This window comes from Sphingomonas sp. HMP6, from assembly GCF_013374095.1.
GTDB lineage: Bacteria > Pseudomonadota > Alphaproteobacteria > Sphingomonadales > Sphingomonadaceae > Sphingomonas.
This window is the reverse complement of record NZ_AP022672.1, coordinates 1570570-1594417: the sequence shown is the minus strand read 5'-3', so window position 1 is coordinate 1594417 and position 23848 is coordinate 1570570. Positions and strand designations below refer to the sequence as shown.

Annotated in this window: 22 protein-coding genes and 1 tRNA gene; 12 read left to right on the top strand and 11 right to left on the bottom strand. The window is 64.8% G+C overall.

Annotated elements, in window-relative coordinates:
- Window positions 1–78: 78 nt before the first annotated feature.
- The 3 genes from HMP06_RS07970 (at window position 79) to HMP06_RS07960 (ending at window position 3763) form a co-directional block, all read left to right on the top strand.
- Window positions 79–1320 carry a TIGR04063 family PEP-CTERM/XrtA system glycosyltransferase gene (locus HMP06_RS07970; protein WP_176496614.1) on the top strand — a complete coding sequence of 414 codons (1242 nt, stop codon included), beginning with the start codon at window positions 79–81 and terminating at the stop codon, window positions 1318–1320.
- Window positions 1290–2168: a hypothetical protein gene (locus HMP06_RS07965; RefSeq protein WP_176496613.1), complete on the top strand. Its 879-nt coding sequence runs from the start codon at window positions 1290–1292 to the stop codon at window positions 2166–2168. The genes HMP06_RS07970 and HMP06_RS07965 overlap by 31 nt, the downstream gene beginning before the upstream one ends.
- An 89-nt stretch (window positions 2169–2257) precedes the next feature.
- Entirely contained in the window at window positions 2258–3763 is a 1506-nt protein-coding gene (locus tag HMP06_RS07960) for a replicative DNA helicase (RefSeq protein WP_176496612.1), read from the top strand.
- 159 nt (window positions 3764–3922) lie between these two features.
- Here HMP06_RS07960 and HMP06_RS07955 read toward each other — a convergent pair whose 3' ends face one another.
- From HMP06_RS07955 to rplU, 3 genes are all read right to left on the bottom strand, one after another.
- Window positions 3923–4465, bottom strand: coding sequence for a GNAT family N-acetyltransferase (locus tag HMP06_RS07955; RefSeq protein WP_176496611.1), 543 nt, complete (start codon window positions 4463–4465; stop codon window positions 3923–3925).
- 167 nt (window positions 4466–4632) lie between these two features.
- Window positions 4633–4905, bottom strand: coding sequence for a 50S ribosomal protein L27 (gene rpmA / locus HMP06_RS07950; RefSeq protein WP_176496610.1), 273 nt, complete (start codon window positions 4903–4905; stop codon window positions 4633–4635).
- A 13-nt stretch (window positions 4906–4918) separates the two neighbouring features.
- Window positions 4919–5287, bottom strand: coding sequence for a 50S ribosomal protein L21 (gene rplU / locus HMP06_RS07945; RefSeq protein ID WP_176496609.1), 369 nt, complete (start codon window positions 5285–5287; stop codon window positions 4919–4921).
- Between the two features lie 551 nt (window positions 5288–5838).
- Between rplU and HMP06_RS07940 the strand changes: the two genes are divergently transcribed.
- Window positions 5839–8625, top strand: coding sequence for a TonB-dependent receptor plug domain-containing protein (locus tag HMP06_RS07940; protein WP_232089915.1), 2787 nt, complete (start codon window positions 5839–5841; stop codon window positions 8623–8625).
- A 119-nt stretch (window positions 8626–8744) separates the two neighbouring features.
- Here the strand turns inward: HMP06_RS07940 and hspQ are convergent, their stop codons facing one another.
- Both hspQ and HMP06_RS07930 read right to left on the bottom strand, forming a co-directional pair.
- Window positions 8745–9125 carry a heat shock protein HspQ gene (hspQ, locus tag HMP06_RS07935; RefSeq protein ID WP_176496608.1) on the bottom strand — a complete coding sequence of 127 codons (381 nt, stop codon included), beginning with the start codon at window positions 9123–9125 and terminating at the stop codon, window positions 8745–8747.
- 175 nt (window positions 9126–9300) lie between these two features.
- Window positions 9301–10653, bottom strand: coding sequence for an IS1380 family transposase (locus HMP06_RS07930; RefSeq protein ID WP_176495742.1), 1353 nt, complete (start codon window positions 10651–10653; stop codon window positions 9301–9303).
- Window positions 10654–10913: 260 nt separating this feature from the next.
- Here HMP06_RS07930 and HMP06_RS07925 point away from each other — a divergent pair.
- Together HMP06_RS07925 and HMP06_RS07920 are read left to right on the top strand one after the other, a co-directional pair.
- Window positions 10914–11003: transfer RNA gene (locus HMP06_RS07925), tRNA-Ser, on the top strand.
- A gap of 36 nt (window positions 11004–11039) precedes the next feature.
- Window positions 11040–11372, top strand: a complete 333-nt coding sequence (locus HMP06_RS07920) for a DUF6481 family protein (RefSeq protein WP_176496607.1) — start codon at window positions 11040–11042, stop codon at window positions 11370–11372.
- A gap of 99 nt (window positions 11373–11471) precedes the next feature.
- On the opposite strand, the gene HMP06_RS07915 is transcribed toward HMP06_RS07920, so the two are convergent.
- The gene (locus HMP06_RS07915; RefSeq protein WP_176496606.1) at window positions 11472–13523 is read right to left on the bottom strand and encodes an NAD(+) synthase; all 2052 of its coding nucleotides are present in this window, start codon (window positions 13521–13523) and stop codon (window positions 11472–11474) included.
- Window positions 13524–13589: 66 nt separating this feature from the next.
- Here HMP06_RS07915 and HMP06_RS07910 point away from each other — a divergent pair, with 66 nt between their 5' ends.
- A complete protein-coding gene (locus HMP06_RS07910) occupies window positions 13590–13985 on the top strand; it encodes a winged helix-turn-helix domain-containing protein (RefSeq protein ID WP_176496605.1) in 396 nt (131 codons plus the stop codon).
- Window positions 13986–14108: 123 nt separating this feature from the next.
- On the opposite strand, the gene HMP06_RS07905 is transcribed toward HMP06_RS07910, so the two are convergent.
- From HMP06_RS07905 to hpnI, 5 genes are read right to left on the bottom strand one after another with little or no spacing between them, the layout of a single operon-like run.
- Window positions 14109–15083, bottom strand: coding sequence for a lysylphosphatidylglycerol synthase domain-containing protein (locus HMP06_RS07905; RefSeq protein WP_176496604.1), 975 nt, complete (start codon window positions 15081–15083; stop codon window positions 14109–14111).
- Window positions 15080–15898 carry a hopanoid biosynthesis-associated protein HpnK gene (hpnK, locus tag HMP06_RS07900; protein ID WP_176496603.1) on the bottom strand — a complete coding sequence of 273 codons (819 nt, stop codon included), beginning with the start codon at window positions 15896–15898 and terminating at the stop codon, window positions 15080–15082. Before hpnK ends, HMP06_RS07905 begins: the two co-directional genes overlap by 4 nt.
- Entirely contained in the window at window positions 15895–16092 is a 198-nt protein-coding gene (locus HMP06_RS07895) for a hypothetical protein (protein ID WP_176496602.1), read from the bottom strand. The genes hpnK and HMP06_RS07895 overlap by 4 nt, the downstream gene beginning before the upstream one ends.
- 12 nt (window positions 16093–16104) lie before the next feature.
- Window positions 16105–17550 carry a hopanoid biosynthesis associated radical SAM protein HpnJ gene (gene hpnJ / locus HMP06_RS07890; protein ID WP_176496601.1) on the bottom strand — a complete coding sequence of 482 codons (1446 nt, stop codon included), beginning with the start codon at window positions 17548–17550 and terminating at the stop codon, window positions 16105–16107.
- A complete protein-coding gene (gene hpnI, locus HMP06_RS07885; RefSeq protein WP_176496600.1) occupies window positions 17547–18710 on the bottom strand; it encodes a bacteriohopanetetrol glucosamine biosynthesis glycosyltransferase HpnI in 1164 nt (387 codons plus the stop codon). The genes hpnJ and hpnI overlap by 4 nt, the downstream gene beginning before the upstream one ends.
- Window positions 18711–18756: 46 nt before the next feature.
- On the opposite strand from hpnI, the gene hpnA reads away from it, so the two are divergent.
- From hpnA to hpnE, 5 genes are read left to right on the top strand one after another with little or no spacing between them, the layout of a single operon-like run.
- Window positions 18757–19764 (top strand): hopanoid-associated sugar epimerase, encoded by a 1008-nt coding sequence (gene hpnA / locus HMP06_RS07880; protein ID WP_176496599.1) that lies wholly within the window; start codon window positions 18757–18759, stop codon window positions 19762–19764.
- Window positions 19734–20915: a glycosyltransferase gene (locus HMP06_RS07875; protein WP_176496598.1), complete on the top strand. Its 1182-nt coding sequence runs from the start codon at window positions 19734–19736 to the stop codon at window positions 20913–20915. The genes hpnA and HMP06_RS07875 overlap by 31 nt, the downstream gene beginning before the upstream one ends.
- Window positions 20912–21754 (top strand): squalene synthase HpnC, encoded by an 843-nt coding sequence (hpnC, locus tag HMP06_RS07870; RefSeq protein ID WP_176496597.1) that lies wholly within the window; start codon window positions 20912–20914, stop codon window positions 21752–21754. The genes HMP06_RS07875 and hpnC overlap by 4 nt, the downstream gene beginning before the upstream one ends.
- A complete protein-coding gene (hpnD, locus tag HMP06_RS07865; RefSeq protein WP_176496596.1) occupies window positions 21751–22590 on the top strand; it encodes a presqualene diphosphate synthase HpnD in 840 nt (279 codons plus the stop codon). Before hpnC ends, hpnD begins: the two co-directional genes overlap by 4 nt.
- The gene (hpnE, locus tag HMP06_RS07860) at window positions 22587–23840 is read left to right on the top strand and encodes a hydroxysqualene dehydroxylase HpnE (RefSeq protein WP_269473410.1); all 1254 of its coding nucleotides are present in this window, start codon (window positions 22587–22589) and stop codon (window positions 23838–23840) included. Before hpnD ends, hpnE begins: the two co-directional genes overlap by 4 nt.
- The last annotated feature ends 8 nt before the right edge of the window (window positions 23841–23848 follow it).

The following is a 23848-nucleotide window of genomic DNA, read 5'->3' as shown; positions in this document are numbered from 1 at the left end:
CGGCACGCCTTGCATGACCCCGCCCTACGCGCGGGCGGGTTGAGGCTCCGTTAAGCAGTCGCGGATTAGGGAAGTGCCATGCGCATTCTCCACATATTGGACCACGGGCTGCCCTTGCAGAGCGGCTACACCTTCCGCACGCGCGCGATCCTGAAGAGCCAGCAGCGGCGTGGATGGGAGGTCGCGGCAGTGACCGGCCCGCGCAACGGCGCGCGCGATCTGGCGCAGGAGAGCGTCGACGGGATCGATTTCTACCGGACCGAACCGGTCCCGGAAACGATCAGCCCGTTCGGTGAGTTGCGCGAAATCCGCGCCTTCGCGCGACGGATCGATCAGGTGGTGGCTGAGTTCAAGCCCGACGTGCTGCACGCGCATTCGCCCGTGCTCGATGCGCTGGCGGGATTGCGCGTCGCGAAGCGGCGCAAGCTGCCGATCGTCTACGAAATCCGCGCATTCTGGGAGGATGCAGCGGTCGGCAATGGCACGGGGACCGAAGGATCGCTGCGCTATCGCGCGACGCGTGCGCTGGAAACCTGGGCAGTGAAGCGCGTGGATGCGGTCGCGGTGATTTGTGACGGGCTGCGGCGCGATCTGTTGGCGCGCGGGGTCGATCCGGCGAAGCTGATCGTCTCCCCCAATGGCGTCGACATGTCGGTGTTCGGGGCACCCTTGCCCTTTGATCAGGCGCTGGCCGACTCGCTTGGGTTGAAGGGCGCCGAAGTGATCGGCTTCATCGGCAGCTTCTATGATTATGAGGGGCTCGACGATCTGATCGCGGCGATGCCGTTGCTGGTAGCGGCGCGCCCGCAGGCGCGGCTCGTGCTCGTCGGCGGCGGGCCGATGGAAGCCGCGCTTCGTGCGCAAGCGGCGGCCTCCCCGGTGGCGGCGCATATCCATTTCATCGGGCGCGTGCCGCATACCGAGGTCGAGCGCTATTACAGCATCGTCGATGTGCTCGCTTACCCGCGCAAGCACATGCGGCTGACCGACCTCGTCACGCCGCTCAAACCGCTGGAGGCGATGGCGCAGCGCCGCCTGGTCGCCGCATCCGATGTGGGGGGGCATCGCGAGCTGATTCGCGACGGTGACACCGGGACGCTGTTCCCGCCCGACGATCCTGCCGGAATGGCGCGCGCGTTGGCGGCATTGCTGGCGGATCGGGATAGCTGGGCGGGTCGGCGCGCGCGCGGTCGCGCGTTTGTGGAGGCGGAGCGCAACTGGGCGACCAACATTGAGCGTTACGCGCCCGTTTACCAGAAACTTACCGGTGCTATGCCATCCCCTACATCATGGCCGAGTCCCCCCGTTCCAAACCTCTGATCCTGCCGATCGCACCGCTTGCCGCGGGCGTGATCGGCGTGCTGACCGCCGCGATGTTCGCGCTGATCCCGACCGATCTGCTCGAATCGATGGTGGTCGACAGCGGGATCGCCGCGGTCCTCTCCGCCGCCGAACCGCCGCTTGGGCTGACCGCGCGGCTGGTGCTGGTGCTGCTGTGCGGCGGCGGCGTCGGGTTGATCGCGTGGTTCGGCATGTTTTTGATGTTTGGGACGCGGACCATCGTCGTGCAGCGCCCGGGTCGCGGGTCCGAGCAGGGTTCGGTGTCCGCACCCGTGCTGCGTCGCGCCGATTCGCACCCCGATGCCCCGGCGCGTCGGCCGTTGTTCGCCAATACCGATCTCGGCACGCCCTTCCTCGAAGTGCGCGCCAAGCCGGTGCATGTCGATGCGTCGGAAGTGACGCCGGTGGTGATCGAGATGGCGCCGCCAGCGCCGATCGAACAACCGTTGCCGACCGACCTCGATCAACCGCTCGCCGCGTTCGACCCAGCCGCAGTGCCCGAAGCGCCCCTCGAATGGTTTCCGGCACCGGTCGAAGCGACGCCTGAGCGCCCGCAGACGTTCGAGCCAAGCGAACGCTTCGAAACCTTCCCGCTGACCCCGATGGTGCGACCAGCACCAGCGAAGGCCGATCCTTCGGAGACCGTGCAAGCGTTGCTCGATCGCCTGGAACGGGTGGCCGCCGCGCGACGGCCGGTGCAGCCTGCGATTGACCCGACGGTAGCAGGAGCGCCCGCAGCCGGAGAACCCCCGCAGATGCCGCCGCCCCCGCCGCGCGAAACGATCCAGGACACCTTGTCCGCGCTGCGCCAGATGGCGACGCGCTAAACGCCGGGTCGGTCGAACCCCCGAGACTTATCCCCGTTATTTTTGCCGCGCGCGTTTGACCCGAATCGGGGCGTCTGTGAGAAGGCGCGATGGCCACAGCATTCGCATCTCCACCCGTCTCCGCAACCGTGCCCGAGGCTGTCTCGTTGCCGCAAAATGTCGAGGCCGAGGCCGCGATGCTCGGCGCGATGATGATCGACAATCGCCTCGCCGACGATCTGATCGACGCGCTCGATCCCGACCATTTTTTCGAGCCGTTGCACGGCCGCATCTTCGCCGCGATCCGCACCCTGCGGGGCAACGACATGCTGGCGAGCCCGGTCACGCTGCGCCCGATGTTCGAGGCCGATGTCGGGATGCGCGAACTCGGCGGGCCGGCGTACCTCGCGCAATTGACCGGATCGGGCGCGGGCCTGCTCGGCGCGCGCGAATTTGCCAAGCAGATTTACGATCTGGCGATGTTGCGTACGCTGGTGACGGTAGGCCGTGGTCTCGTTGAGCGGGCGATGGATACCTCCGAAGAGGTCAATCCGCGCGCGCAGATCGAGGCGGCGGAGGAGGAACTTTACAAGGTCGCGGCGGACGGTGGCAGCGATTCGCAGATCAAGACCTTCGTCCAGGCATCGACGATGACGATCAAGATGGCCGAGATCGCGCTCAATTCGGGCGGGCATATCTCGGGCATTACCACGGGCCTGGACAGTCTGAACGCGAAGATCGGCGGCATGCACCGATCCGATCTTATGATCCTCGCCGGGCGTCCGGGCATGGGCAAGACGTCGCTCGCCACCAACATTGCGTACAACGCCGCGCAACGTTGGATGCGCGATATGGCCGACGGGATCGAGCCGGATCGCTCGCTGGGGGCGAAGGTCGCGTTTTTCAGCCTCGAAATGTCGGCCGATCAGCTCGCCGGGCGTATTCTGGCCGAGCAATCGGGGATCAATTCCGAAGTGCTGCGATCGGGCAAGATCAGCCATCAGGAATTCCACAAGCTCGCCGCCGCGGCCGCTAGCCTGGAGAGCCTGCCGCTGTTCATCGATGATAGCGCAGGGTTGTCGATCGGCGCGCTGCACACCCGCGCGCGGCGGTTGCAGCGCAAGCTCAACAACCAGCTTGGGCTGATCGTGGTCGATTACCTTCAATTGCTGTCGGGCAGCGCCAAGAGTTCGGGTGATGGGCGCGTGCAGGAGATTTCCGAAATCAGCCGCGGTCTCAAGAACATCGCGAAGGATTTGAACGTGCCGGTGATGGCGCTGTCGCAGCTCAGCCGCGCGGTCGAAAGCCGCGAGGACAAACGGCCGCTTCTGTCGGATCTGCGCGAATCGGGGTCGATCGAGCAGGACGCCGACATGGTGATGTTCGTGTATCGCGAGGATTATTACCTCAATATGAGCCAGCCCGAGATCCCGAATTCGAGCAGCCCGGCCGATGTGCAGGACAAGCATGCGAAATGGTCCGAACATCTCTCGCGCGTCGATGGCTTGGCCGAGCTGATCGTCGCCAAGCAACGCCACGGCTCGACCGGCAAGGTGACGCTGAAGTTCGAACCGAGCATCACGAAATTCTCGGACTTTGTGGGGCCGTCGTATTGAGGGGGGGCTTCCACCCCGGCGGAAGCCGGGGCCCAGTTGCGCGCGTTGTGTTGGCGAACGCTGTGCCCGTTACATCGGCAACCGCGACTGGGCCCCGGCCTTCGCCGGGGTGGTGTGATCGATTAACGTCCGCAGCCCGAACGCGAACGCTACGCGCGCTCAGGCCGCCAGTCTAAAATCCGTGGCTGCGCCATCGGCCAAGTCGAGCGCCATCGTAATGCACCGTGTTGCATGGCCGCGTGCGACACTCTCGCGCATTTCCTCGCCTGTTTCGTAAAAGCCAAGCTTGCGCAGCACGTTACCCGATCCGGGATTGTCCGCGAAATAGCCCGAGGCGACCTGTTTCAGCCCCAGGGCGTGACGCGCCATGCCAAGCATCGCTTTCCCGGCCTCTGTGGCATAGCCACGCCCCCATGCGGCGGGCGTCAGCCAATAGCCAAGCTCCGGCGCGCCCTCCCGCATTTCGATGCTGATGCAGCCGATCAACTGCGGATAATCATGGTCGTGGCTGAGAATGAGGCACGTTGCGTCGGTCGCGCCGCGTGGAAGTGAAAGCCACTCTTGCGCATGTGCCTCGGCATAGGGCCATGGCAGGCGGGCAAGCTTCATCGCCACAGCCTCATGCCCGATCGCGGCGGCGAGGGCAGGGGCGTCCTCCGGCCAGCCGGGCCGCAGCGTCAATCTCCGGGTACGAGCGAACATTCTACTCTCCTCGTCGCTGCCGCATGCCCGTGTCTCGTGACGGGAAAGCGACAATGGGTGGGGAGGGAGCAAGAAAAAAGGGAGACCGGGGTGACCCGATCTCCCTGTTCGATGGTCGGTTAAGACCTCGGGTCGCCCTGGTGGGCAACCCGTCCGGTTACCCGATGTTATTCAGCCGCAATCGCGATCGGCATCTCGACCGAACAGAATTTGCGGCCAAGCTTACCTTGATGGAACGCGACTCGACCCTCGGTCAGCGCGAACAAGGTGTGGTCCTTGCCGATGCCGACATTGGTGCCGGGATAGAATTTGGTGCCGCGCTGACGCACGAGGATGTTGCCCGGGATGACGGCTTCGCCACCGAACTTCTTGACGCCAAGGCGACGACCGGCCGAATCACGACCGTTGCGCGAGGAACCGCCTGCTTTCTTATGTGCCATCTCGAATTACTCCTTACGCCTGAGCGGCCGGGGCTTCGGCTTCCGCCGGAGCTGCAGTTTTGGCCTTCACGGCCTTCTTCTCTTCGCCACCGATCGCGGTGATGCGCAGGATCGTGTGCTGCTGGCGATGACCGTTCTTGCGGCGATAGTTGTGACGACGACGCTTCTTGAAGACGATGATCTTGTCGGCCTTCGCCTGCGCGATGATCTCAGCCGAGACGGTGAGGCCCTCGACTGAATGCAGCTCCGAGCCTTCGCCCGCCAGCAGGATATCGCCGAGCGTGATCGACGCCCCAGCTTCGCCTTCGAGCTTCTCGACGACGATCTTGTCTCCGGCGGCAACGCGGTACTGCTTGCCGCCCGTGCGCACGATTGCGAACATGGGCCTAAGTCACTTTCAAAAAATGCCGTGCCCCGGTGGGGCAAAATACCTGTACCCCACGCACGGCAAGCCGAGCGCGGGAAAGAAGCGCCAGCTATGCGAGGAGCGCGCCGCTGTCAACCGTCACAACGCGATACAGCACCGGGCCAGCTCCACGAAAGCGTTGCCGAAACGCCATAGTTAGGGCCGAAAATGCCCTAATTCGGACGACTCCACCCAAATCGATGAACTTTATGTTGCAATGGATATGCCGATATGGCGTCATCCGTAACGGGACAGACGAGGCGATCAGAATTGGAGCAACAAAGTTGCTTTCGGTAAGATTAGCCCCGCGTAAAATCCCCAATCAAAGTCCGGTTGCACCGATTTTATCTGGATGGTGCAGCGGGATACAAGAAGTTCGCAGGTCTACCGGCTGTCGCCTTTGCGGCAGGGGAACGTGTGTTTGCTGATGTCGACTAAGTTGGTCGGCACGGAGCGTGTCTTCGTGCCGTCTGAGCAAAATTGTGTCGATCGACTGCAACGTGATTTCATCTTTGGGGGATTTGACCGTGATCTACAGAAACGCGATTTCACTGCTCGCGCTGGCGGTTGCCAGCGCCGCCACGCCTGCGCTGGCCGAGGAGCGCCGTGAGGCCGAGGCTGCTACAGCCGGGCTGCAATCGAGCGAACCGGCGGCACAAGCGCCCGCCGACGGGGATATCGTCGTCATCGGCACCCGCCGCACCGATCGGTCGGTCACCGATTCGGCATCCCCGATCGATGTGATCAGCTCGGCCGAACTGGCTTCGCAGCCGGCCGTGAACATGCTCGATGCGATCAGGAACCTCGTTCCGTCGTTTTTCGTTCCGCAGAACACCATCTCCGACGCATCGACCTTCGTGCGCGCGCCATCGCTGCGCGGTCTGGGTGCGGACCAGATCCTGGTCATGATCAACGGCAAGCGGTACAATCGTTCGGCGCTCGTCAACGTCTACACCGGCGCTGACACGGCGCTGTCGTTCGGGTCGCAGGGCGCCGACATCGGCAACATCCCCGCGATTGCGATCGGCAATTTGCAGGTGCTGCGGGACGGCGCGACCGCGCAATATGGCGCCGACGCTTTGGCGGGCGTGCTCAACTATTCGATCCGCCGCGACGTCGGCATCGAGGCGCAGGCCCTTTACGGAAAGACCTATCGCGGTGACGGCATCAGCAAGATCTTTTCGGGATATGGCGGGCTGAAGATCGGCGACCGCGGCTTCGTCAGCCTTGCGGGTGAATATTACGACCAGGGGCAGACCAGCCGCGGCGTGACGCGCGCCAGCGCGATCACGATCCAGGCGAACAACCCCTCGGTCGCCGTGCCGAACCCGGCGCAGATCTGGGGAACGTCGCCCGGCCATGGCTACAAGCTGTTCCTCAATGCGGCGCTCGACATAGGCGCACAGAGCCAAGTCTATTTTACGGGAAACCTGGCGCACAGCGAAACCAACCAGAGTTTCAACTATCGTCCGTCGCAGACGAATGGTGGGTTCGTCCGCAGCGACGGCACGACCAACACAACGGTGACATTGGGCCGCAACGGATCATTCAACCCCATTTTCACGACCGCATGCCCGGCAGGTAATGCGACGTGTTCGCCGGTGAACGGAGCACCTGGCTTCGTAAGCGCCCCCAGTGCTCTGTTCCCACTGAACAACGGCACCACGGTCAGCTTTACGAGCATCTATCCCGGTGGCTTCACGCCGCGCTTCATCGGTAAGGTCGATCAGATCTATGGGACGCTGGGCTTCAAGGGCAAAGCCGGCAGCGGCTTTACATACGACCTGTCGGGGACGTTGAGCCGCAACTCGCTCGACTTGTCGATGACCAACTCGCTGTCGGCGTCCTACGGCCCGCAGCAGAGCCAGACGAGCTTCCAGTTCGGCAAGCTGATCCAGAGCGAAATCACGCTGAACGCCGATTTCACCTATCCGGTCGAAGTCGGCTTCGACAGCCCGATCGTGCTGTCGGCAGGCTCGGAGTATCGCCGTGAGCGTTACGAGAAGACGACCGGTGATTTGCAATCCTATGGAGCAGGGCCGTTCGCCTCGCAGCCGCTCTATGACCAGATCGCGCCGGGCGTGTATCAGCGCACCATCGTGCGCGACGCGGCAGGCGCGCCAATCCTGCTCAACGGCGCCGTACAGCCTGTCACTGCGACCCAGTCGCCGGCCGCGAGCGGCTATGGCGGCACCAGCCCGAACTTTGCGGGCGTGTCGACCCAGAAAAGCTACGCCATCTACGTCGGTGCCGAAACCGACATCACCAAAGCGCTGACGGTGGGGCTCGCCGGACGGTACGAGAACTACAACACCTTTGGCGGGGTCTTCGTGGGCAAGGCGAACGCGCTGTTCCGCGTGACAGACGCGGTCTCGCTGCGCGCAACGGTCGGCACCGGCTTCCACGCCCCGTCGCCAGGCCAGAACAACACGCAGGTCGTGACGACGAACTTCCTTGGCGGCAATCAGGTCCAGACCGGCACCTATCCGACGTCGAGCGCGATCGCGCAATTCTATGGCGCCGGGTTGCTCAACCCCGAGCGGTCGACGAACTATGGTGCGGGTATCGTTCTGAAACCGACCAGCGCGCTATCGCTGACGGTCGATGGCTACATCATCCAGATCAAGAACCGTATCGGCATTTCGCAGAACTTCACGGTGTCCGCGGCGAACATCGCGGCGCTGCCGTCGCTCGCGTCGGTGGGTCTCGGCGGCGTGGTGAACTATTTCACCAACGGCTTCGATGTCTCGTCAAAGGGTGTCGAGGCGGTGGCGAACTATCGCACCGAGTTGCTGGGCGGGCCGCTCAACTTTACGCTGGCCTATAGCTACAACAATCTGAAGGCGAAGAACATTAAGCTGACGACCGCCGGACAACCGCTGGTCAGCCTGCAGCAGCAATATAATATCGCCAACCTTGCCCCGCGAAACCGCATTACCGCCTCGGCGGGGTGGCAGGTCGACAACTTCACGATCAACGCCCGCGCTAACTATTTCGGCGAATGGTCGAACGCGCTCGAGTACAACCTCGTCGCACCGGTCGCCGGCGCGACATCGGCACCGCCGTCACAGATCTTCAGCGGAAAGACTTTGTTCGACCTCGACGTCAGCTTCACCGTTGCCAAGCATTACACGTTGACCTTGGGCGCGAACAATTTGTTCAACACCTTCCCCGACAAGGTCCAGGCATCGCCGGTCAACCCGATCTACGCGCTGTCGGGCGGCCTGAACGACGGGCAGGTCTACCCGCGCTCGGGCGGGCCGTTCGGCATGAACGGCGGGTTCTACTACGCCCGCCTTCGCGTCAAATATTGAGGATCGCATGGTCCGGGGGCAGGAATGCTCCCGGACGCTTGGGTTCCGATACGACGGACGAAAAGGGGCGGTGGATCAGATGATCCGCCGCCCCTTTTCAAATCCTGCGTCGCGCGCGATCAGTGCCGGTGTTCGCGCCGCAGCGGGTATTTGCCGTCTTCATATTCGCCGAACATGCCCGCGATGGCGGGATGGTCGACCGGTTCGTCGGTATCGTCGGGAACCAGATTCTGCTGGCTGACATAAGCGACGTAGCTCGACTCCATATTCTCGGCGAGCAGATGGTAGAACGGCTGGTCCTTTGCCGGACGCATATTCTCCGGGATCGCATCATACCATTCGTCGCTATTGGCGAAGATCGGATCGACGTCGAAAATCACCCCGCGGAAATCGAACATGCGGTGACGCACGACGTCACCAATTGCAAAGCGCGCATGGCTGACGGGCGGCAGGGGAATGTCGGCAGAGAAGGGCGGTGTTGTAATCGGGGAACGGTGCATGGCCTCAATCTAGCCTGATCTATTCACCGGCAGCGTTTCTCAGCCGATGGGTCAGCGCAGGCGTCGTGTAGCCGCAGGCAGGGCGCATGGGTCCCAAGCGCCTGTCTCATCGCGGGTTCACAGTTTGGGGCGGAGTTGATGGGCGGGGTTCGTTTGGCGGCCACTGCCGCATCGATCATGGTCCCGTGGTGCGCAAGTTGAGCGCGATGGATCGGAACAGCGCGGCATCGGGACAGGCGCTTGCGAAGGCGATGCGGATGCGGCTGGTGGTTTCGACGACGCGCGCGGCGACCTTGAGCAGCCGCAGGCGGATGGTCGCGAACTCGGCGGTGCGGAGCGTGGCGGTTGCGGGCATAGCGTGCCGCACGGCCCACATCAGCCAGTAGGCGGCGGTGTGAAGGATGAGCCGCATCTGATTGGCGTTGGCCGAGCAGCAGGAGGTTCGGTCGCTCTTCAGCTGCGTTTTATGCAGCTTGATCAAGTTTTCCGCCTGGCCGCGGGCGCAGTAAAGCGTGTCATAGATCCGTTCAGCGCTGCCCTCGGCAAGCGAGGTGACAACGAGGCGGATGTCGAGGCCGAGGCTGCTCGCCTCGATGCGAGCAACGACGCGACGTTCGGTATTCCCCCAGGTTTTCGCAGCGTAGCGCGTCTCTGCGTAACGCCTTAGTTCGACCAGTCCCTGCAATGCCCGGTCGGTCGCGCAGGCATCGCCTTCCCGAACGATGACGGGATCGGCGTGGAGCGTGCGGTTGCCGGGCAGCCCGAAGATGTAGTCGATTCCGTTCGCCTCGCACCAGGCCATCGGCTCTGGCCGACCGTAATGACCATCGCCGCGCAGCGTGATCCGGGTATCGGGCCAGTGGCGACGGATACGTCGCACGAGCCGGCGAACATGGCCGGCGACTTCCTTGCCCGACGGCGTTTTGCCGGTGCGCAGCAGCATCGCAACCGGCCGCCCGGTAGCGGTGTCGTAGACATGGATCGGCAGGAAGCAGCGCTCGCCGTAGTGGCCGTTCCAGAAAGAGAGCTGCTGCGCGCCGTGTACGACGTCGACGGTATCATCGATGTCGAGCGTCACCGCCGCAGGTGGCACGGGGTAGCTCGCGCAATAAAGGTCGACCAGCGTACCGGTCAGACGGATCAACTCGCGCGTAGTCGGCGCGTTTTCCCACCGGCTCATCGTCGGCTGGCTGGCCAGCCCGAACGGATCACCCGGCAGTTTGCCGAGCGCCAGCTTGAACCCTGGATCATGCCGCAGGGCGTCGAGATCATTGGCGTCTTCATACCCACACGAGATCGCGAGCATGCGGGCGCGCAAGATGTCGGCGACCCGGTGGATCACCCGACCCTGATCGCGCGGATCAGCGATGCAGGCGGCGAGCCGATCCGCGATCCCCAACCGCCGCTCGGCCTGTGCGAGCAGTAGCACGCCGCCGTCCGACGTCAGCCGACCGCCGTCGAACGCGGCGGTGATTTTTCGACCACGAATGGCTGGGAAGGTGAAGGAGAACCCACTATCGTCGGCCATGGCGGTCGTGGCACTTTCTGTCTGGAGCAGAGGGATGGCGTAAGCACCCTTTCTCTACTCCAAACCAAAGACTTAGACCACGATCGCCACCACCGATTATCGCTCCCGATGAATAATCCGGGCTAGGCCTTGTTCGCCGCCGCACAAGAGAATGCTGCGCCAAACGCTTGCTAGACGGGAAACAGTGCGTTAGAGGCCCGCGCTCACCGACCGGTGTCGTTTGGCTGGACCCCCAAAAAAGCGGCATCTTAAGACCTCGCGGAGAGGTGGCAGAGTGGTCGAATGTACCGCACTCGAAATGCGGCGTGCCCTCACGGGTACCGTGGGTTCGAATCCCACCCTCTCCGCCATTTCCTTCTCCGGACGATAAGGCTAAAGCGCGCCGCATGGCATCTTACAAAGAACCCACCTTCCAGGACCGCGCGGCTCTGTCGGCCGACGCAAAGCAGCGCGCGCTCGCGAAACTGAAGGCAAAGCCGCCGGTCGATCCTGCGGTTGTCGCCGCCCGTGCGGCTGCGCGCGAAGCCAAGGAAGCTGCCGAAGCGAAGAAGCGCGAGGAAAAGAAGCTCGCGATCGAGCAAGCGCGACTCGACAAGCTGGCGAAGGCAGAGGCCGCCGAACAGGCGATCAAGGATGCCGAGCAAGCCGCGATTCAGGCCGAGATCGACAAGAAGGCGGCGCGCGACGCGCGCTACGCTGCGCGTAAGGCGAAGCGGTAACCACCTTTAGCGAGGTGCTTTTACCTCCGTTCGTTTCGAGCGGAGTCGAGAAACCTGTCCATGTGGCGGTTTCTCGACTCCGCTCGAAACGAACGGCGGTTAGGGCAACCCGCGCGCCAGTTCCTCCAGCCAAACCCGCGCCGTGCCGTCCGATGGTGCCCGCCAGTCGCCGCGTGGGCTGAGCGCCCCGCCGCTCGACACTTTCGGGCCGTTGGGGATCGCCGAGCGCTTGAACTGGCTCGTCGCGAAGAAGCGGACGAGGAATTTCTCGAGCCAGCCAGCGATCGTCGCCAGATCATATTCAGCGCGCCCCGCCACCGGGAAATCGCGCGGCCAGCGCCCGGCGCTCGCGTCGCGCCAGGCGTGGAGCGCGAGGAAGGCGATCTTCGACGGCGCCATGCCGTGGCGCACGACATAATGCAGGAAGAAATCGTTGAGCGCGTAGGGCCCGATGCGGGCCTCGGTGCTTTGGATCGCGCCGTCCGCCCCCGCAGGAACCAGCTCGGGTGAAATCTCCGTCGCCAAGATCGCTTCCAGAATCGCGTCGGTATCGCGGTCGTACTGATCGGTCCGGATGCACCAGCGAATCAGGAACTGGATCAGCGTCTTGGGCACGCCTGCGTTGACCGCATAATGGCTCATCTGATCGCCGACGCCGTAGGTGCACCAGCCCAGCGCCAGCTCCGACAGATCGCCCGTGCCGACCACCAGCCCGCCGCGCTGATTCGCCAGGCGGAAGAGGTAATCGGTGCGCAGGCCGGCCTGCACATTTTCGAAGGTCACGTCGTACGCCGGTTCGCCTTGCGCGAAGGGGTGGCCCATGTCGCCGAGCATCTGGCGCGCGGCAGGGCGGATGTCGATCTCGTCGCCATCGATGCCCAATGCGCGCATCAGCGCCCAGGCATTGTCTTTGGTGTGCTCGCTGGTCGCGAAACCGGGCATGGTGAAGCCAAGGATGCGGCTCCGCGGTAACCCGAGCCGGTCCATCGCCTTGGCGGCGACGATCAGCGCGTGGGTCGAATCGAGCCCGCCCGATACGCCGATGACGAGGCGCTCGGCGCGCGCCGCCTCGAAGCGTTTTGAGATGCCTTCGACCTGAATGTTGAACGCCTCGTAGCAATCCTGATCGAGCTTTTCGGGCGTGTTGGGGACGAACGGGAAGCGGCGGGTTTCGCGGCGGAGGCCGGTGTCCTTGAAATCGGGCTTGTGATCGAACGCGATGCGGCGGAACGCCAGTTCGGGGTTTCCGGCCAGCCGCGCGGCATCGTTGAACGTGCCGACGCGCATCCGTTCCTGCGCGATCCGTTCGGCATCGACGTCGGCAAAGATGATTTCCGAGGCGCGGTTGAAGCGGTTCGATTCGGCGAGCAGATCGCCGAGTTCGTGGATCATCGCCTGGCCGTCCCACGCCAGATCGGTGGTGCTCTCGCCCGGCCCGGCGGCGGAGAAGACATAGGCGCACATCGCGCGCGCGCTTTGCGCCGCGCACAGCATCGCGCGTTCACGTGCCTTGCCGACCACGATGTTTGATGCGGACAGGTTGCAGCAGATCAGCGCGCCCGCCAGCGCGCCCATCGTGGAGGGCGGCGTGGGGGCCCAGAAATCTTCGCATGTCTCGGCGTGGAAGATGAAATGCGGGAGGTCGCTGGCAGCGAAGATCAGGTCCGTGCCGAACGGGGCGGTCTGTCCGGCGAGCGTGATCTCGCAATCGGTCAGCCCCACGCCGCTGGCAAACCAGCGCTTCTCATAATATTCGCGGTAATTGGGCAGGAAGATTTTTGGCACGACGCCGAGGATCCGCCCGCGCGCGATGATCACCGCGCAATTGTAGAGCCGCCCGTTGCGGGGGAGCGCGGCGCCCACGATCAGCACCGGGCGCAGTTTGGCGCTTGCCGCCACCACCGCTGCGATCGCCGCCTCGGTCGCGCGGTGTTGCGCGGTCTGCAGGTGCAGATCGTCGATCGCGTAGGAGGTGATGTTGAGCTCGGGGAAGACCAGCAAGTCGGCGCCTTGCGCGTGGCCGTCCTTGGCCAGTGCGATCGTGGCGTCCGCATTGGCGGCGCAATCGCCGACGCTCGCGCGCGGGGTACAGGCACCTACCCGGACGAAGCCGTGGGTGTGGATCGAGTGGAACGGGTGCGGCTTCGCCATGTCTGCGACCTAACGCGGTTTGCGGCGCTTTGCCACCTGCCAGGGTTTTGGGCTAGAAACCCGGGCATGCGGGTCGGCAAGCTCAAGATCAAGGCGCAGCTCTATTGCGGCGATGAACTGGCGATGGGGCCGGGCAAGGCCGATCTGCTCGAGGCGATCGACCGCGAGGGATCAATCTCGGGCGCAGGGCGCGCGATGGGCATGAGCTACCGTCGAAGCTGGCTGCTGGTCGACAGCATGAACCGCTGCTGGCAGGAGAAATTGGTCGAGACCGTTGCGGGCGGCGGGCATGGGCGTGGTGCGAGCCTGACGCCAATGGGGCAGACGGTGCTGGCGGCGTATCGGCGGCTTGAGGCTGGGCTGGCCGATGCGGCGAGCGGGGCGGTGTTGGGCGAGTTCGATGCGATGCTGCGCGCGGTTCCGTTGCCGCCGACATCTGCTGGCGTCAGCGAGGCCGCGTAGGTCGAGTTCGGACTGGCTTCCCAAGCGTTCTTCCTGAGCTTGTCGAAGGGCTGCCTTCCGCGAAGACCGACGTGCGTGGGGCGATTAGTGCTTCGACAAGCTCAGCACGAACGGAGGGAGGGCCTAAGCCACCACCCGCCGCGCTTCGCCGACTTGCCACGCCAGCAGCGCCGGGACTGCGATGATTACGTCGCGGGCGCGTTTGAGGAGCGAGAGCGCCAGTGCGGTGGCAGGCGGCATCCCGACGAGCGGGCCGATCAGGACATAGGCCGCTTCCTGCACCCCGATTGCGCCGGGGATGGCGAAGGCGACGCTGCGCAGCGTGAAGATCAGCGCCTCGATCATCAGCACTGCCCAGAGCGGCGTGCCGACGCCCATGAAGCGCAGCGCGATCCACGCGCCCGCGGCACTTGCTAGCCAGGCGGCGAGGTTGAACAGGAAGGCGGCGATGACGCGTTTCGGCTCGCGGTAGATGAGGTCGAGTTGTTCGCGGATCGCATCGGTCATCGCGACCGAGCCGGGCAGGATTCGGGCGCCGAGTTTCCCCGCCAGCGCCAGCACGGGTTTTTGCGCGAAGACGAACAGCGCCATCAAGGCGACCATTGCCGCCACGCCGCCAAGAGCTAGCGGGACGAGGCCGTTCTGCACCGATTGATCTGTCAGCACCATCAGCAGCACCGCGACACCGCCAAGCGTGAAGAGCAATTGCGCGGCCATTTCGGTGGTGAGATCGGCGATCATCGACGCGTAGATCACCGGCTGTGGCACGCCAAACGCCGCCAGCGTCCTCGCGCCTACGACGAGCCCCCCGAGCTGCGAAAAGGGCAGGATGTCGGTCGCTGCTTCGCGCGTGGTGCGGGCCCAGACGAAGCGCGCGGCGTGGGTGACGGGTTCGCCGGGCGCGACGGAGACCCAAGCCATGCCCAGCAACCCGAGCACGCCGCCCGACCAGAGAACGAAGCTTGCCATGCCGAGCCAACCGATCGTCGCCATCGCGGTGGTGACCTGGCTGAGCCCGACGCTGCCGACGGTTGCTGCTGCAACGGCGAGGCCGATGACGGTTGCGAGCAGCAGCCCGATTTGCGCGGATTTGTTCACAGGTCGCCGAAGCGTGCGAGGGTGATGCCGCGCTCCGCCACGATCGCGAGCACCCCGGGGTCGGTGAGTGCGGCGAGTTCGGCCTCGTATTGGTAGCCGGGTGCGGAGAGCGGATAGGGGCCGGTCGCGGGGTGGAGGTAGATTTCGCTCACCCCGCCCGGCAGCGTTTCGAGGATGCCGCGCACCCGCTCTGCGCGCATCTCACCGGACCAGGCGAGGCCGAAGGTGCGATCGGGAACTTGCACTCCGGCCCTGCGCGCGGACCGCTGGACGCGGCGCGCGAAGGGCTTGGCGATGTCCAGGCCGCCGACTGGCTCGGCCAGCAGCGCGCGGTCCTCGATTGGCGCGCGCAGGGCTTTCATGCCGTGGCGCAGGCCAACCTTGAGCAGGATCGCGCCGATCACCGGGTGGAGATGCATGTGCTTGTGGGAATTGACATGGTCGAGCGGCAGGTCGGTCGCGGCGAATAAAGCGAATTGCGCGTCGATTTCCGCCTCTAGCTGACGCCGCACGGCCGGCCGCGCGACGAGCGCGAGCGCGACCGGGAGCGATTCGATGCGGAAAGCGCCGTGTTTGTCGACCAGATCGGGGATCTGTGAAGCGGGCAGCGCAGGGGGTGTCTCTGCCAGAGCGACGTGCAGGCCGACGCCGAGCGTCGGGTTGGCGCGCGCTCGCGCCACCGCGTCGGCCGCCGCAGCGCCCGTCACCATCAGGCTGGTGACCGTCAGGATGCCCGCGCGGTGTGCTTGTTCGACCGCTTCGTTGACTTGGCGCGAAACGCCGAAATCGTCAGCGGTGATGATCGCAGTCCTCATGTCGCCGGAAAGCCGTAGAAGACGGGGTCGGCGAGCACCGCGTCGGCCACGCGCCGTGGATCGGGCACTGCAATGCGGCGGAGCAACGCGACCATCGCGTCGCGATCACGCGCGCGAACCGCGACGTCCCACAATTCCAACCGGCCCGTCGCGGCAAGCCGCTCATTGACCGTCATTCCGGCAAGTGTCGTCATGACCCCAGAGGCTTACGCCGCCTCTTTCCGCCGCCGCAGGAAGTCGAAGAACTCGACGCCCTCGCGCAGGCGGCGCTTCATCATTTGCCAGTCGGTCAGCATTTCGCGGACGATTTCCCAGATCTTGGACGGGCGGAAATAGAAGCGCTTGTAGAATTCCTCGACCTTGTCGAAAATCACCGCCGAGGACAGGTGTGGATAGGACAATTGCGCAATCTGGCCGCCATCATCGGTCAGCAGATCGTGCGACTTGTCGAACCAGCCATTCTCGATCGCCTGCTTGTATAGGAACGTGCCAGGATAAGGAGCGGCGAGCGACACCTGGATGGTGTGCGGATCGATTTCCTTGGCGTACTGAATCGTCTCCTCGATCGTCTCGAGCGTCTCGCCGGGCAGGCCGAGAATGAAGGTGCCGTGGATCGTCAGGCCGAGCGAATGCGCGTCCTTGGTGAATTGCCGTGCGACATCGACGCGCAGGCCCTTCTTGATGTTGTGCAGAATCTGCTGGTTGCCGCTTTCGTAACCGACGAGCAGCACGCGGCAGCCGCCCTCCTTCATCGCCTTGAGCACCGGATAGGGCACATTGGCCTTGGCATTGCAGCCCCAGGTGACGCGGAAGCCGGGCGTGCCGAAACCCAATTTGCGTAGCTCGCCCGACAACTCGACCACGAAATCATGCGCGTCGGCGAGCGTATCGTCGTCGAAGAAGATTTCGTTCACCTCGGGCATTTCGCGGAGGATGTACTTCACCTCCTCGATCACCTTGCCCGCGCTTTGGTGGCGATAGCGATGTCCGCTAATCGTCTGCGGCCAGAGGCAGAAGGTGCAGCGGCTCTTGCAGCCGCGCCCGGTGTAGAAGCTGACGTACGGATGGCGCTGATAGCCGCCATAATATTTGGAGGTGTCGAGGTCGCGCTTGTAGATCGGCGAGACCATCGGGAGGATGTCCATATTCTCGATCTGCGCGCGATCCTTGTTGCGGACGATGCTGCCGTCGGGCGCGCGCCAGGTGATGCCGTCGATCTCGGCGAAGGGGCGTCCTTCGGCCAGTTCGACGCAAGTGAAATCATATTCCTCGCGGCAGACGAGATCGATCGCCTCGCAGGCTTCCAAGCTCGCCTTGTCCTCGATCATCACTTTCGCGCCGACGAACGCGACGATGATCTTGGGATTGCGCTCCTTGATCAGGCGGGCGGTGCGGATGTCCTGGTTGAAGCTGGGCGTCGAGGTGTGGAGGATGACGAGATCGCGCGTGTCGAATTCGTGCGCGATATCCTCCCACGACTGGTCATGCGCGGGGGCGTCGATCAGTTTCGATCCTTCGACCATCGCGGCGGGCTGCGCGATCCAGGTCGGGTACCAGAAGGACTTTACCTCACGTTTCATCTGGTAGCGCGCACCGGCACCGCCATCATAGCCGTCGAACGACGGTGCCTGCAGGAAAAGGGTGCGCATCATGCCCGTTGCTCCGTAGCGGCCGAGATCCGACCGTCGTCCTTCATTTTAAGCGTCGCCCCGCGCCACGCAACCGAGCGCACGAAGAAGCTGGCGATATAGACCGCGAAGCTGAAAAAATCATGCGTCGGTGCCATCCAAAACGGTGCGACCGGCTCTCCTACCGCCGCATCCACGCTCCGCACAACCACCAACCGCGCGATCAGCGCGCCTATGACGAGCGCAAGGCCGATGCCCGGCGCGTAGAGACACGCGAGGCACGCGACCGGGAGCGGAATGCCGATGATGACGCCGACATAGGGCCAGAACGCGACGTCGCGCACCGTCGCTGCCCACCGCACCTCGTGCGACCACAGCGCAGCCGCGCGCGTCTCGTCAAAGGCGTGGGTGACGAACATCGGGGGCACCGCAAGCTTGTGGCCGAGCCCGATGACCGCCTGGCCGAGCGCATGGTCATCCGCAAGCGTGTCGGCAAAACGCTCGAACCCGCCCACGCGCGCCAACGTTTCCCGTTTGAGTGCGATGGTCGATCCCATGCACGGCGCGGCAAGATCATAGGCCACCGCGACGACGACGCCGATGATGAATTGGTAGGTCAGCCCCGCCGCCCCGAAACGCGACCAGAAACCGCCATCGCCGCGACCGCGATACAGGCAGGATACGATCTCGACATTGGGGCGGTCGAGCGTGTCGAGCAGCCGAGACAGATAGTCTGGCATAACCGCAATGTCGCTGTCGCTCAGCACCAGCACGGGGTGCCGTGCAGCCTGAAGCATGTTGATGAGATTGGAGACCTTGCCGCTTGCGCCATGAACGGTCGAGTCGATCACAAGATCGATGGTGGCCGCCGGATAGGCCGCGCGCAGGGCTTCGACCACCGCGATGGCGGGGTCATCGGATCGTTGGATGCCGCACACCATTTGCACCGGGCCAGCATGGTCGAGCGTCAGGAAGGTCTCGAGATTTTCGAACAGCCGCGGTTCCGCGCCGTACAGCGGCTTGAGCAGCGTTACCGCATCCGTACGGGGCGCCACCGGAGGCGCGTTCGCGATAAATCGCCGCAAAACGATCGCGGCAATCGCTTGATAGACGATACCGCACGCGGCGAGGGCAATCGTCAACCAGCCGAGCATCGCGCCGAGAATGTCGAGGATGTGCCCCACGATCCTGCCCGTAGCGCGATGTTGCACTGCACGCTAGAGCGCCGACATGGATGCAGGAATTGTGCTGGTAACCGGGGTTTCCGGTTTCGTTGGTTCGGCGGTCGCGCGGCGGCTGGCGGCGTCGGGCGCCACGGTTCGCGGACTGGTGCGAGCGAGCAGCGCGCGGACCAATCTGGACGGTTTTCCGGGTGAATTGGTCGAAGGTGACGCGCGCGACCCCGCCGCGATGGCACGGGCGTTGAAAGGCGTGCGATATCTGTATCACGTAGCGGCGGATTATCGGATCTGGGCCCCCGATCCGGAAGACATCGTTCGTAACAATCGGCTGAGTACGCAAACGGTGATGGAAGCGGCGCTGGCGGCGCGCGTGGAGCGCATCGTTTATACCAGCAGCGTCGCCACGTTGCGGCCCGGCGACAGCGCGTCGGGGGGCCGCCCTGCTGATGAAACGCGCCCGGCAACGCCCGAACAGGCGGTCGGCGCGTATAAGCGTAGCAAAGTGGTGGCGGAGCGGCTGGTCGAGGAAATGGTCCTGCAGCGGGGTTTGCCCGCAGTCATCGTCAATCCCTCAACCCCGATCGGCCCGCGCGATGCGCGCCCGACGCCGACCGGGCGGATCATTGTCGAGGCGGCGTCGGGGCGGATGCCGGCGTTTGTCGAAAGTGGCCTCAACCTGGTTCATGTCGATGACGTCGCCGACGGACATCTGGCGGCGATGGCGCGCGGGCAGACCGGCGAACGCTATATACTGGGCGGGCAGGACGTGAGCTTGCGCGAGATGCTGACGGTGGTGGCAGAGCTGGTCGGGCGCAAAGCCCCGACGATCCGTATCCCCACCGCGCCACTGTTTCCGCTGGCCTGGGTCAATGAACAGATCGCGCGGGTGACGGGCAAAGAGCCGTTCCTGACGCTCGATTCGCTGCGCATGGCGGCACATGACATGTATTATTCGAGCGCGCGGGCGGAGGCCGAGCTCGGCTATCGCGCGCGGCCGTATCGGGAGGCGTTGGGCGATGCGATCGCATGGTTCCGGCAAGCGGGCATGATCGCGTGATCGTCGTCGGGCTGGCGTTGCTGTCTTTGGCGATCTGGGTCGTGCTGGTGTTTGCGCGTGACGGGTTCTGGCTGACGCGCGAGCGCGACTCGCTCCCCTCTCTTCCAGAGAGCGAAGGAAATGGGCGCTGGCCCGCCGTCACCGCGATCGTCCCCGCGCGCGATGAGGCGGAGGTGATCGCCCGATCGATCGGCAGTCTTGTCGCGCAGGATTACCCTGGCAACTTCCGCATCCTGCTGGTCGACGATTCAAGCAGCGATGGCACCGCCGACATCGCGCGCGGGCTGGGCTCGGACCGGGTTCGCGTCGTGACCGGCGCACCGCTCGCGGCGGGGTGGACCGGGAAGTTATGGGCGGTTTCGCAAGGCGTCGTCGCTGCCGGGGATGCGCCCGAATACTTGCTGCTGACCGACGCCGACATTGCACACGCGCCCGATACGCTGCGCAGCCTTGTCGCGCGCGCGGTCGATGACGATCGCGTGCTGGTGTCGCTGATGGCGCGGTTGCGCTGTGAAAGCTTGGCGGAGCGCACGCTGATCCCCGCTTTCGTGTGGTTTTTCCAGATGCTGTATCCGTTCGCCAAGGTAAATCGGCGCGGCAATGGTTTCGGTGCGGCGGCGGGCGGGGTGATGCTGGTCGAGCGCAAGGCGCTGGAGGCTGCGGGCGGCATCGCGGCGGTGCGATCCGCGCTGATCGACGATTGCGCGTTCGGCGCACTGATGAAGTCGCAAGGCGCGGTTTGGCTCGGGCTCACGGATCGCGCCATCAGCATTCGGCGGTACGACACATGGCGCTCGGTCGCGGCGATGATTTCGCGCTCGGCTTATGCGCAGCTTGGCTATTCGCCGCTGCTGCTGGCGGGGACGACGCTTGGACTCGCGCTGACCTACCTCGTGCCGCCGACGTTCGGGATCTTCGCGCACGGGGTGGCGCAATTTGCCGCGATCGGTGCCTGGGCGTTGATGGCGCTGGCGTTTCAGCCGATGTTGCGCTTTTACGGTCGCTCGCCACTTTGGGGACCAGCCTTGCCGTTGATCGCGACCTTCTATGCAGGATGCACCTTGCTATCGGCATGGCAGCATGTGCGCGGGCGCGGCGGGATGTGGAAGGGCCGCGTCCAGGCGGCCTTGAACGAGGATGTGGCCGCATGAGCGCCGCCGCCCAACTCGCCTCGGGCAAGGGGCATAAGGACGAGAATTTCCCGGTCGCCTCGGCGCTATTGAAGCGCGAACACCGTGCGCCGGTGATGGCCTTCTATCGCTTTGCCCGCGCGGCGGACGATGTGGCGGATAGTGAAACGGCCTCGGCGGCTGAGAAGCTGGCGCTGCTCGGCGCGATGCGCGCGACAATCGCGGGCAGCGTGGATACCGATGCGCCCTCGGCTGCGCTGCGCGAGACGATGGCGGCGCACGCGATCAGCGCGCAGCACGCGCTCGATTTGCTGACCGCGTTCGAGCGCGATTGCAGCATAGATCGGTATGCCGACTGGCCTGCTTTGGTCGACTATTGCCGCTATTCGGCGATGCCGGTCGGGCGTTACGTGCTCGACGTGCATGGCGAGGACCGCGCAACCTGGGCTGCCAACGATGCGCTATGCGCGGCGTTGCAGGTGATCAATCATTTGCAGGATTGCGGGAAGGATTATCGCGCGATCGGGCGCGTCTATTTGCCGCTCGACGTGCTGGCGGCGCATGGCGCGGAGGTGAGCGACCTCGGCAAGGACGAGGCGACGCCGCAGTTGCGCGCGGCGTTGCGTGATCTGGTCGCGCGGACCGAAATCTTGCTGGTGCGATCAGCGGGGTTCTCGCGCGCGATTTGTGACCGGCGGCTGGCGGTGGAGGTCGCGATCATTCATCGCCTCGCGTCCGATCTGACGCGGCGCTTGAAGACCCACGATCCGCTGTCCGAGCGGGTTCATCACGGCAAGGCGGAGATGCTCGGCCTGGCGACATTGGCGGCAGCCGCACAACTGGTTAAGGGCCGGGGATGAACCCGAATTCCACTCCCGCCGCGTTGCAGGCACAGGTCTCGGGCAGTTCCTTTTATGCCGGGATGCGCGTCCTGCCCAAGCCGCGACGCGAGGCGATGTACGCGGTCTATGCCTTTTGCCGCGCGGTCGATGACATCGCCGACGACGAAATCGGCGACCGAGCAGAGCGTGCCGCGCAACTCCGGGCGTGGCGTGCCGATATTGAATCGCTTTATGCTGGCGGCGATCCGGGTCAGGCCGCGCTCGTCGCACAGGCGGTGCGGGAATTTGCGCTCGAGAAGGCCGATTTTCTCGCGGTGATCGACGGCATGGCAACCGATGTTGCGCGCGACGTGCGCTGGCCGACTTTCGAGGAGCTCGATCTGTATTGCGATCGCGTCGCCTCCGCGGTCGGCCGTTTGTCGGTCAAGATCTTCGGGATGGACGATGCGGTCGGGATCGAGCTCGCTTATCATCTCGGCCGTGCGCTGCAATTCACCAACATCCTGCGCGATGTCGACGAGGATGCCGATATCGGCCGCGTCTATCTCCCGTCCGAACCGCTGCTCGCGGCGGGGGTCGAATTACTTGATCCCATAACCGTCGTCGGCGATCCACGCGTCGATGCCGCGTGCCGGTTCCTCGCCGATAAGGCGCATGAGCATTTCCGGGCGGCGGAGGCGATTTTGGCGCAGCGTCCGCGCGGTCATTTGATCGCGCCGCGCCTGATGGCGGCGGTCTACGCGCCGATCCTGGTGCGGATGGAGGCAGTCGGTTGGGCGCCGCCGCGCACGCGTATCAAGACGAACAAGCCCGCGTTGCTGTTCACGGCCTTGAGGCTGTGGCTGTTCCAGTGACCCCATCGGTCCGGATTGTTGGTGCCGGCATGGCCGGGCTGTCGGCCGCAGTGGAGCTCGCGCGGCGCGGGATCGCCGCAGAGCTGAGCGACGGGGCGGCGCAGGCCGGGGGGCGGTGCCGCAGCTATCACGATCCGCAACTTGGCCGCACGATCGACAATGGCAATCACCTCGTGCTGTCGGGGAATCGCGCAGTGGCCGAGTATCTCGCCACGATCGGCGCGAGCGACCGGTTGAGCGGGCCGCTCCATGCCGACTTTGCCTTTGTCGACCGCGGGACCGGCGCGCGCTGGTCGGTGCGCGCCAATGACGGGCCTGTTCCGTGGTGGATTTTCCGCGATGGCAGGCGTGTGCCCGGCACCCGGATGTGGGATTATCTGCGCCTTGCAGCCTTGCTGTCGGGCAGGCCGGGCCAGACCGTTGGCGAGCGGATCGCGCCGCGCGGGGCGGTTTGGGACAAATTGATGGAGCCGGTGTTGCTCGCCGCGCTGAATACGGCTGCTGCGGATGGATCGGCGGTGCTGGCGGCGGCGGTGATCCGCGAATCCTTGGGCCGAGGCGGTCACGCTAGCCGCCCGCGCATCGCCGAGCCGACGCTAGCGGCGGCGTTCGTCGATCCCGCCGTCGATTGGCTGGCGGGGCAGGGGACGGCGCTGACGCTCGGGCGGCGTTTGCGGGCGCTGCGGTTTGAAGGGGACCGGGTCGTTGCGCTCGATTTCGGCGGTGGCGACGAGCCGGTTGCGGCGCGCGAGACCATTATCCTGGCGGTGCCACCGTGGGTCGCGACGGCGCTGGTGCCCGGCCTTAACGCGCCCGATGACTTCCGTGCGATCGTCAACGCGCATTTCGCCTTCGCGCCGCCACCAGGGACGGCACCGATGATCGGTGTGCTCGGCGGCGCGGCAGAGTGGATTTTTGCTTTTCCCGATCGGCTGTCGGTGACGGTGAGTGCGGCTGATCATCTGGTCGATGTCGATCGCGCCGAGCTGGCCGCGCGCTTTTGGGCGGATATCGCCGCGATCCATCAACTACCGGCGACGCTGCCGCCATGGCAGATCGTCAAGGAAAAGCGCGCGACCTTCGCCGCGACGCCCGCACAGGATGCGAGGCGCCCACCGGCTGAGACGCGTTGGCGGAACCTGTTTTTGGCCGGGGATTGGACGCAGACCGGGCTTCCCGCGACGATCGAGGGCGCGATCCGGTCGGGTGAGCGCGCGGCATGCTTGGCGGCGGGCGCCCTGCTCGGCTAAGGGCGAGC

Bases quoted from the DNA above. Each gene is read 5' to 3' on its own strand.
- HMP06_RS07970 (WP_176496614.1), top strand. From the start codon at position 79: ATGCGCATTCTCCACATATTGGACCACGGGCTGCCCTTGCAGAGCGGC.
- HMP06_RS07965 (WP_176496613.1), top strand. From the start codon at position 1,290: ATGGCCGAGTCCCCCCGTTCCAAACCTCTGATCCTGCCGATCGCACCG.
- HMP06_RS07960 (WP_176496612.1), top strand. From the start codon at position 2,258: ATGGCCACAGCATTCGCATCTCCACCCGTCTCCGCAACCGTGCCCGAG.
- HMP06_RS07955 (WP_176496611.1), bottom strand. From the start codon at position 4,465: ATGTTCGCTCGTACCCGGAGATTGACGCTGCGGCCCGGCTGGCCGGAG.
- rpmA (WP_176496610.1), bottom strand. From the start codon at position 4,905: ATGGCACATAAGAAAGCAGGCGGTTCCTCGCGCAACGGTCGTGATTCG.
- rplU (WP_176496609.1), bottom strand. From the start codon at position 5,287: ATGTTCGCAATCGTGCGCACGGGCGGCAAGCAGTACCGCGTTGCCGCC.
- hspQ (WP_176496608.1), bottom strand. From the start codon at position 9,125: ATGCACCGTTCCCCGATTACAACACCGCCCTTCTCTGCCGACATTCCC.
- HMP06_RS07930 (WP_176495742.1), bottom strand. From the start codon at position 10,653: ATGGCCGACGATAGTGGGTTCTCCTTCACCTTCCCAGCCATTCGTGGT.
- HMP06_RS07920 (WP_176496607.1), top strand. From the start codon at position 11,040: ATGGCATCTTACAAAGAACCCACCTTCCAGGACCGCGCGGCTCTGTCG.
- HMP06_RS07915 (WP_176496606.1), bottom strand. From the start codon at position 13,523: ATGGCGAAGCCGCACCCGTTCCACTCGATCCACACCCACGGCTTCGTC.
- HMP06_RS07910 (WP_176496605.1), top strand. From the start codon at position 13,590: ATGCGGGTCGGCAAGCTCAAGATCAAGGCGCAGCTCTATTGCGGCGAT.
- hpnK (WP_176496603.1), bottom strand. From the start codon at position 15,898: ATGAGGACTGCGATCATCACCGCTGACGATTTCGGCGTTTCGCGCCAA.
- HMP06_RS07895 (WP_176496602.1), bottom strand. From the start codon at position 16,092: ATGACGACACTTGCCGGAATGACGGTCAATGAGCGGCTTGCCGCGACG.
- hpnJ (WP_176496601.1), bottom strand. From the start codon at position 17,550: ATGATGCGCACCCTTTTCCTGCAGGCACCGTCGTTCGACGGCTATGAT.
- hpnA (WP_176496599.1), top strand. From the start codon at position 18,757: ATGGATGCAGGAATTGTGCTGGTAACCGGGGTTTCCGGTTTCGTTGGT.
- HMP06_RS07875 (WP_176496598.1), top strand. From the start codon at position 19,734: ATGGTTCCGGCAAGCGGGCATGATCGCGTGATCGTCGTCGGGCTGGCG.
- hpnC (WP_176496597.1), top strand. From the start codon at position 20,912: ATGAGCGCCGCCGCCCAACTCGCCTCGGGCAAGGGGCATAAGGACGAG.
- hpnD (WP_176496596.1), top strand. From the start codon at position 21,751: ATGAACCCGAATTCCACTCCCGCCGCGTTGCAGGCACAGGTCTCGGGC.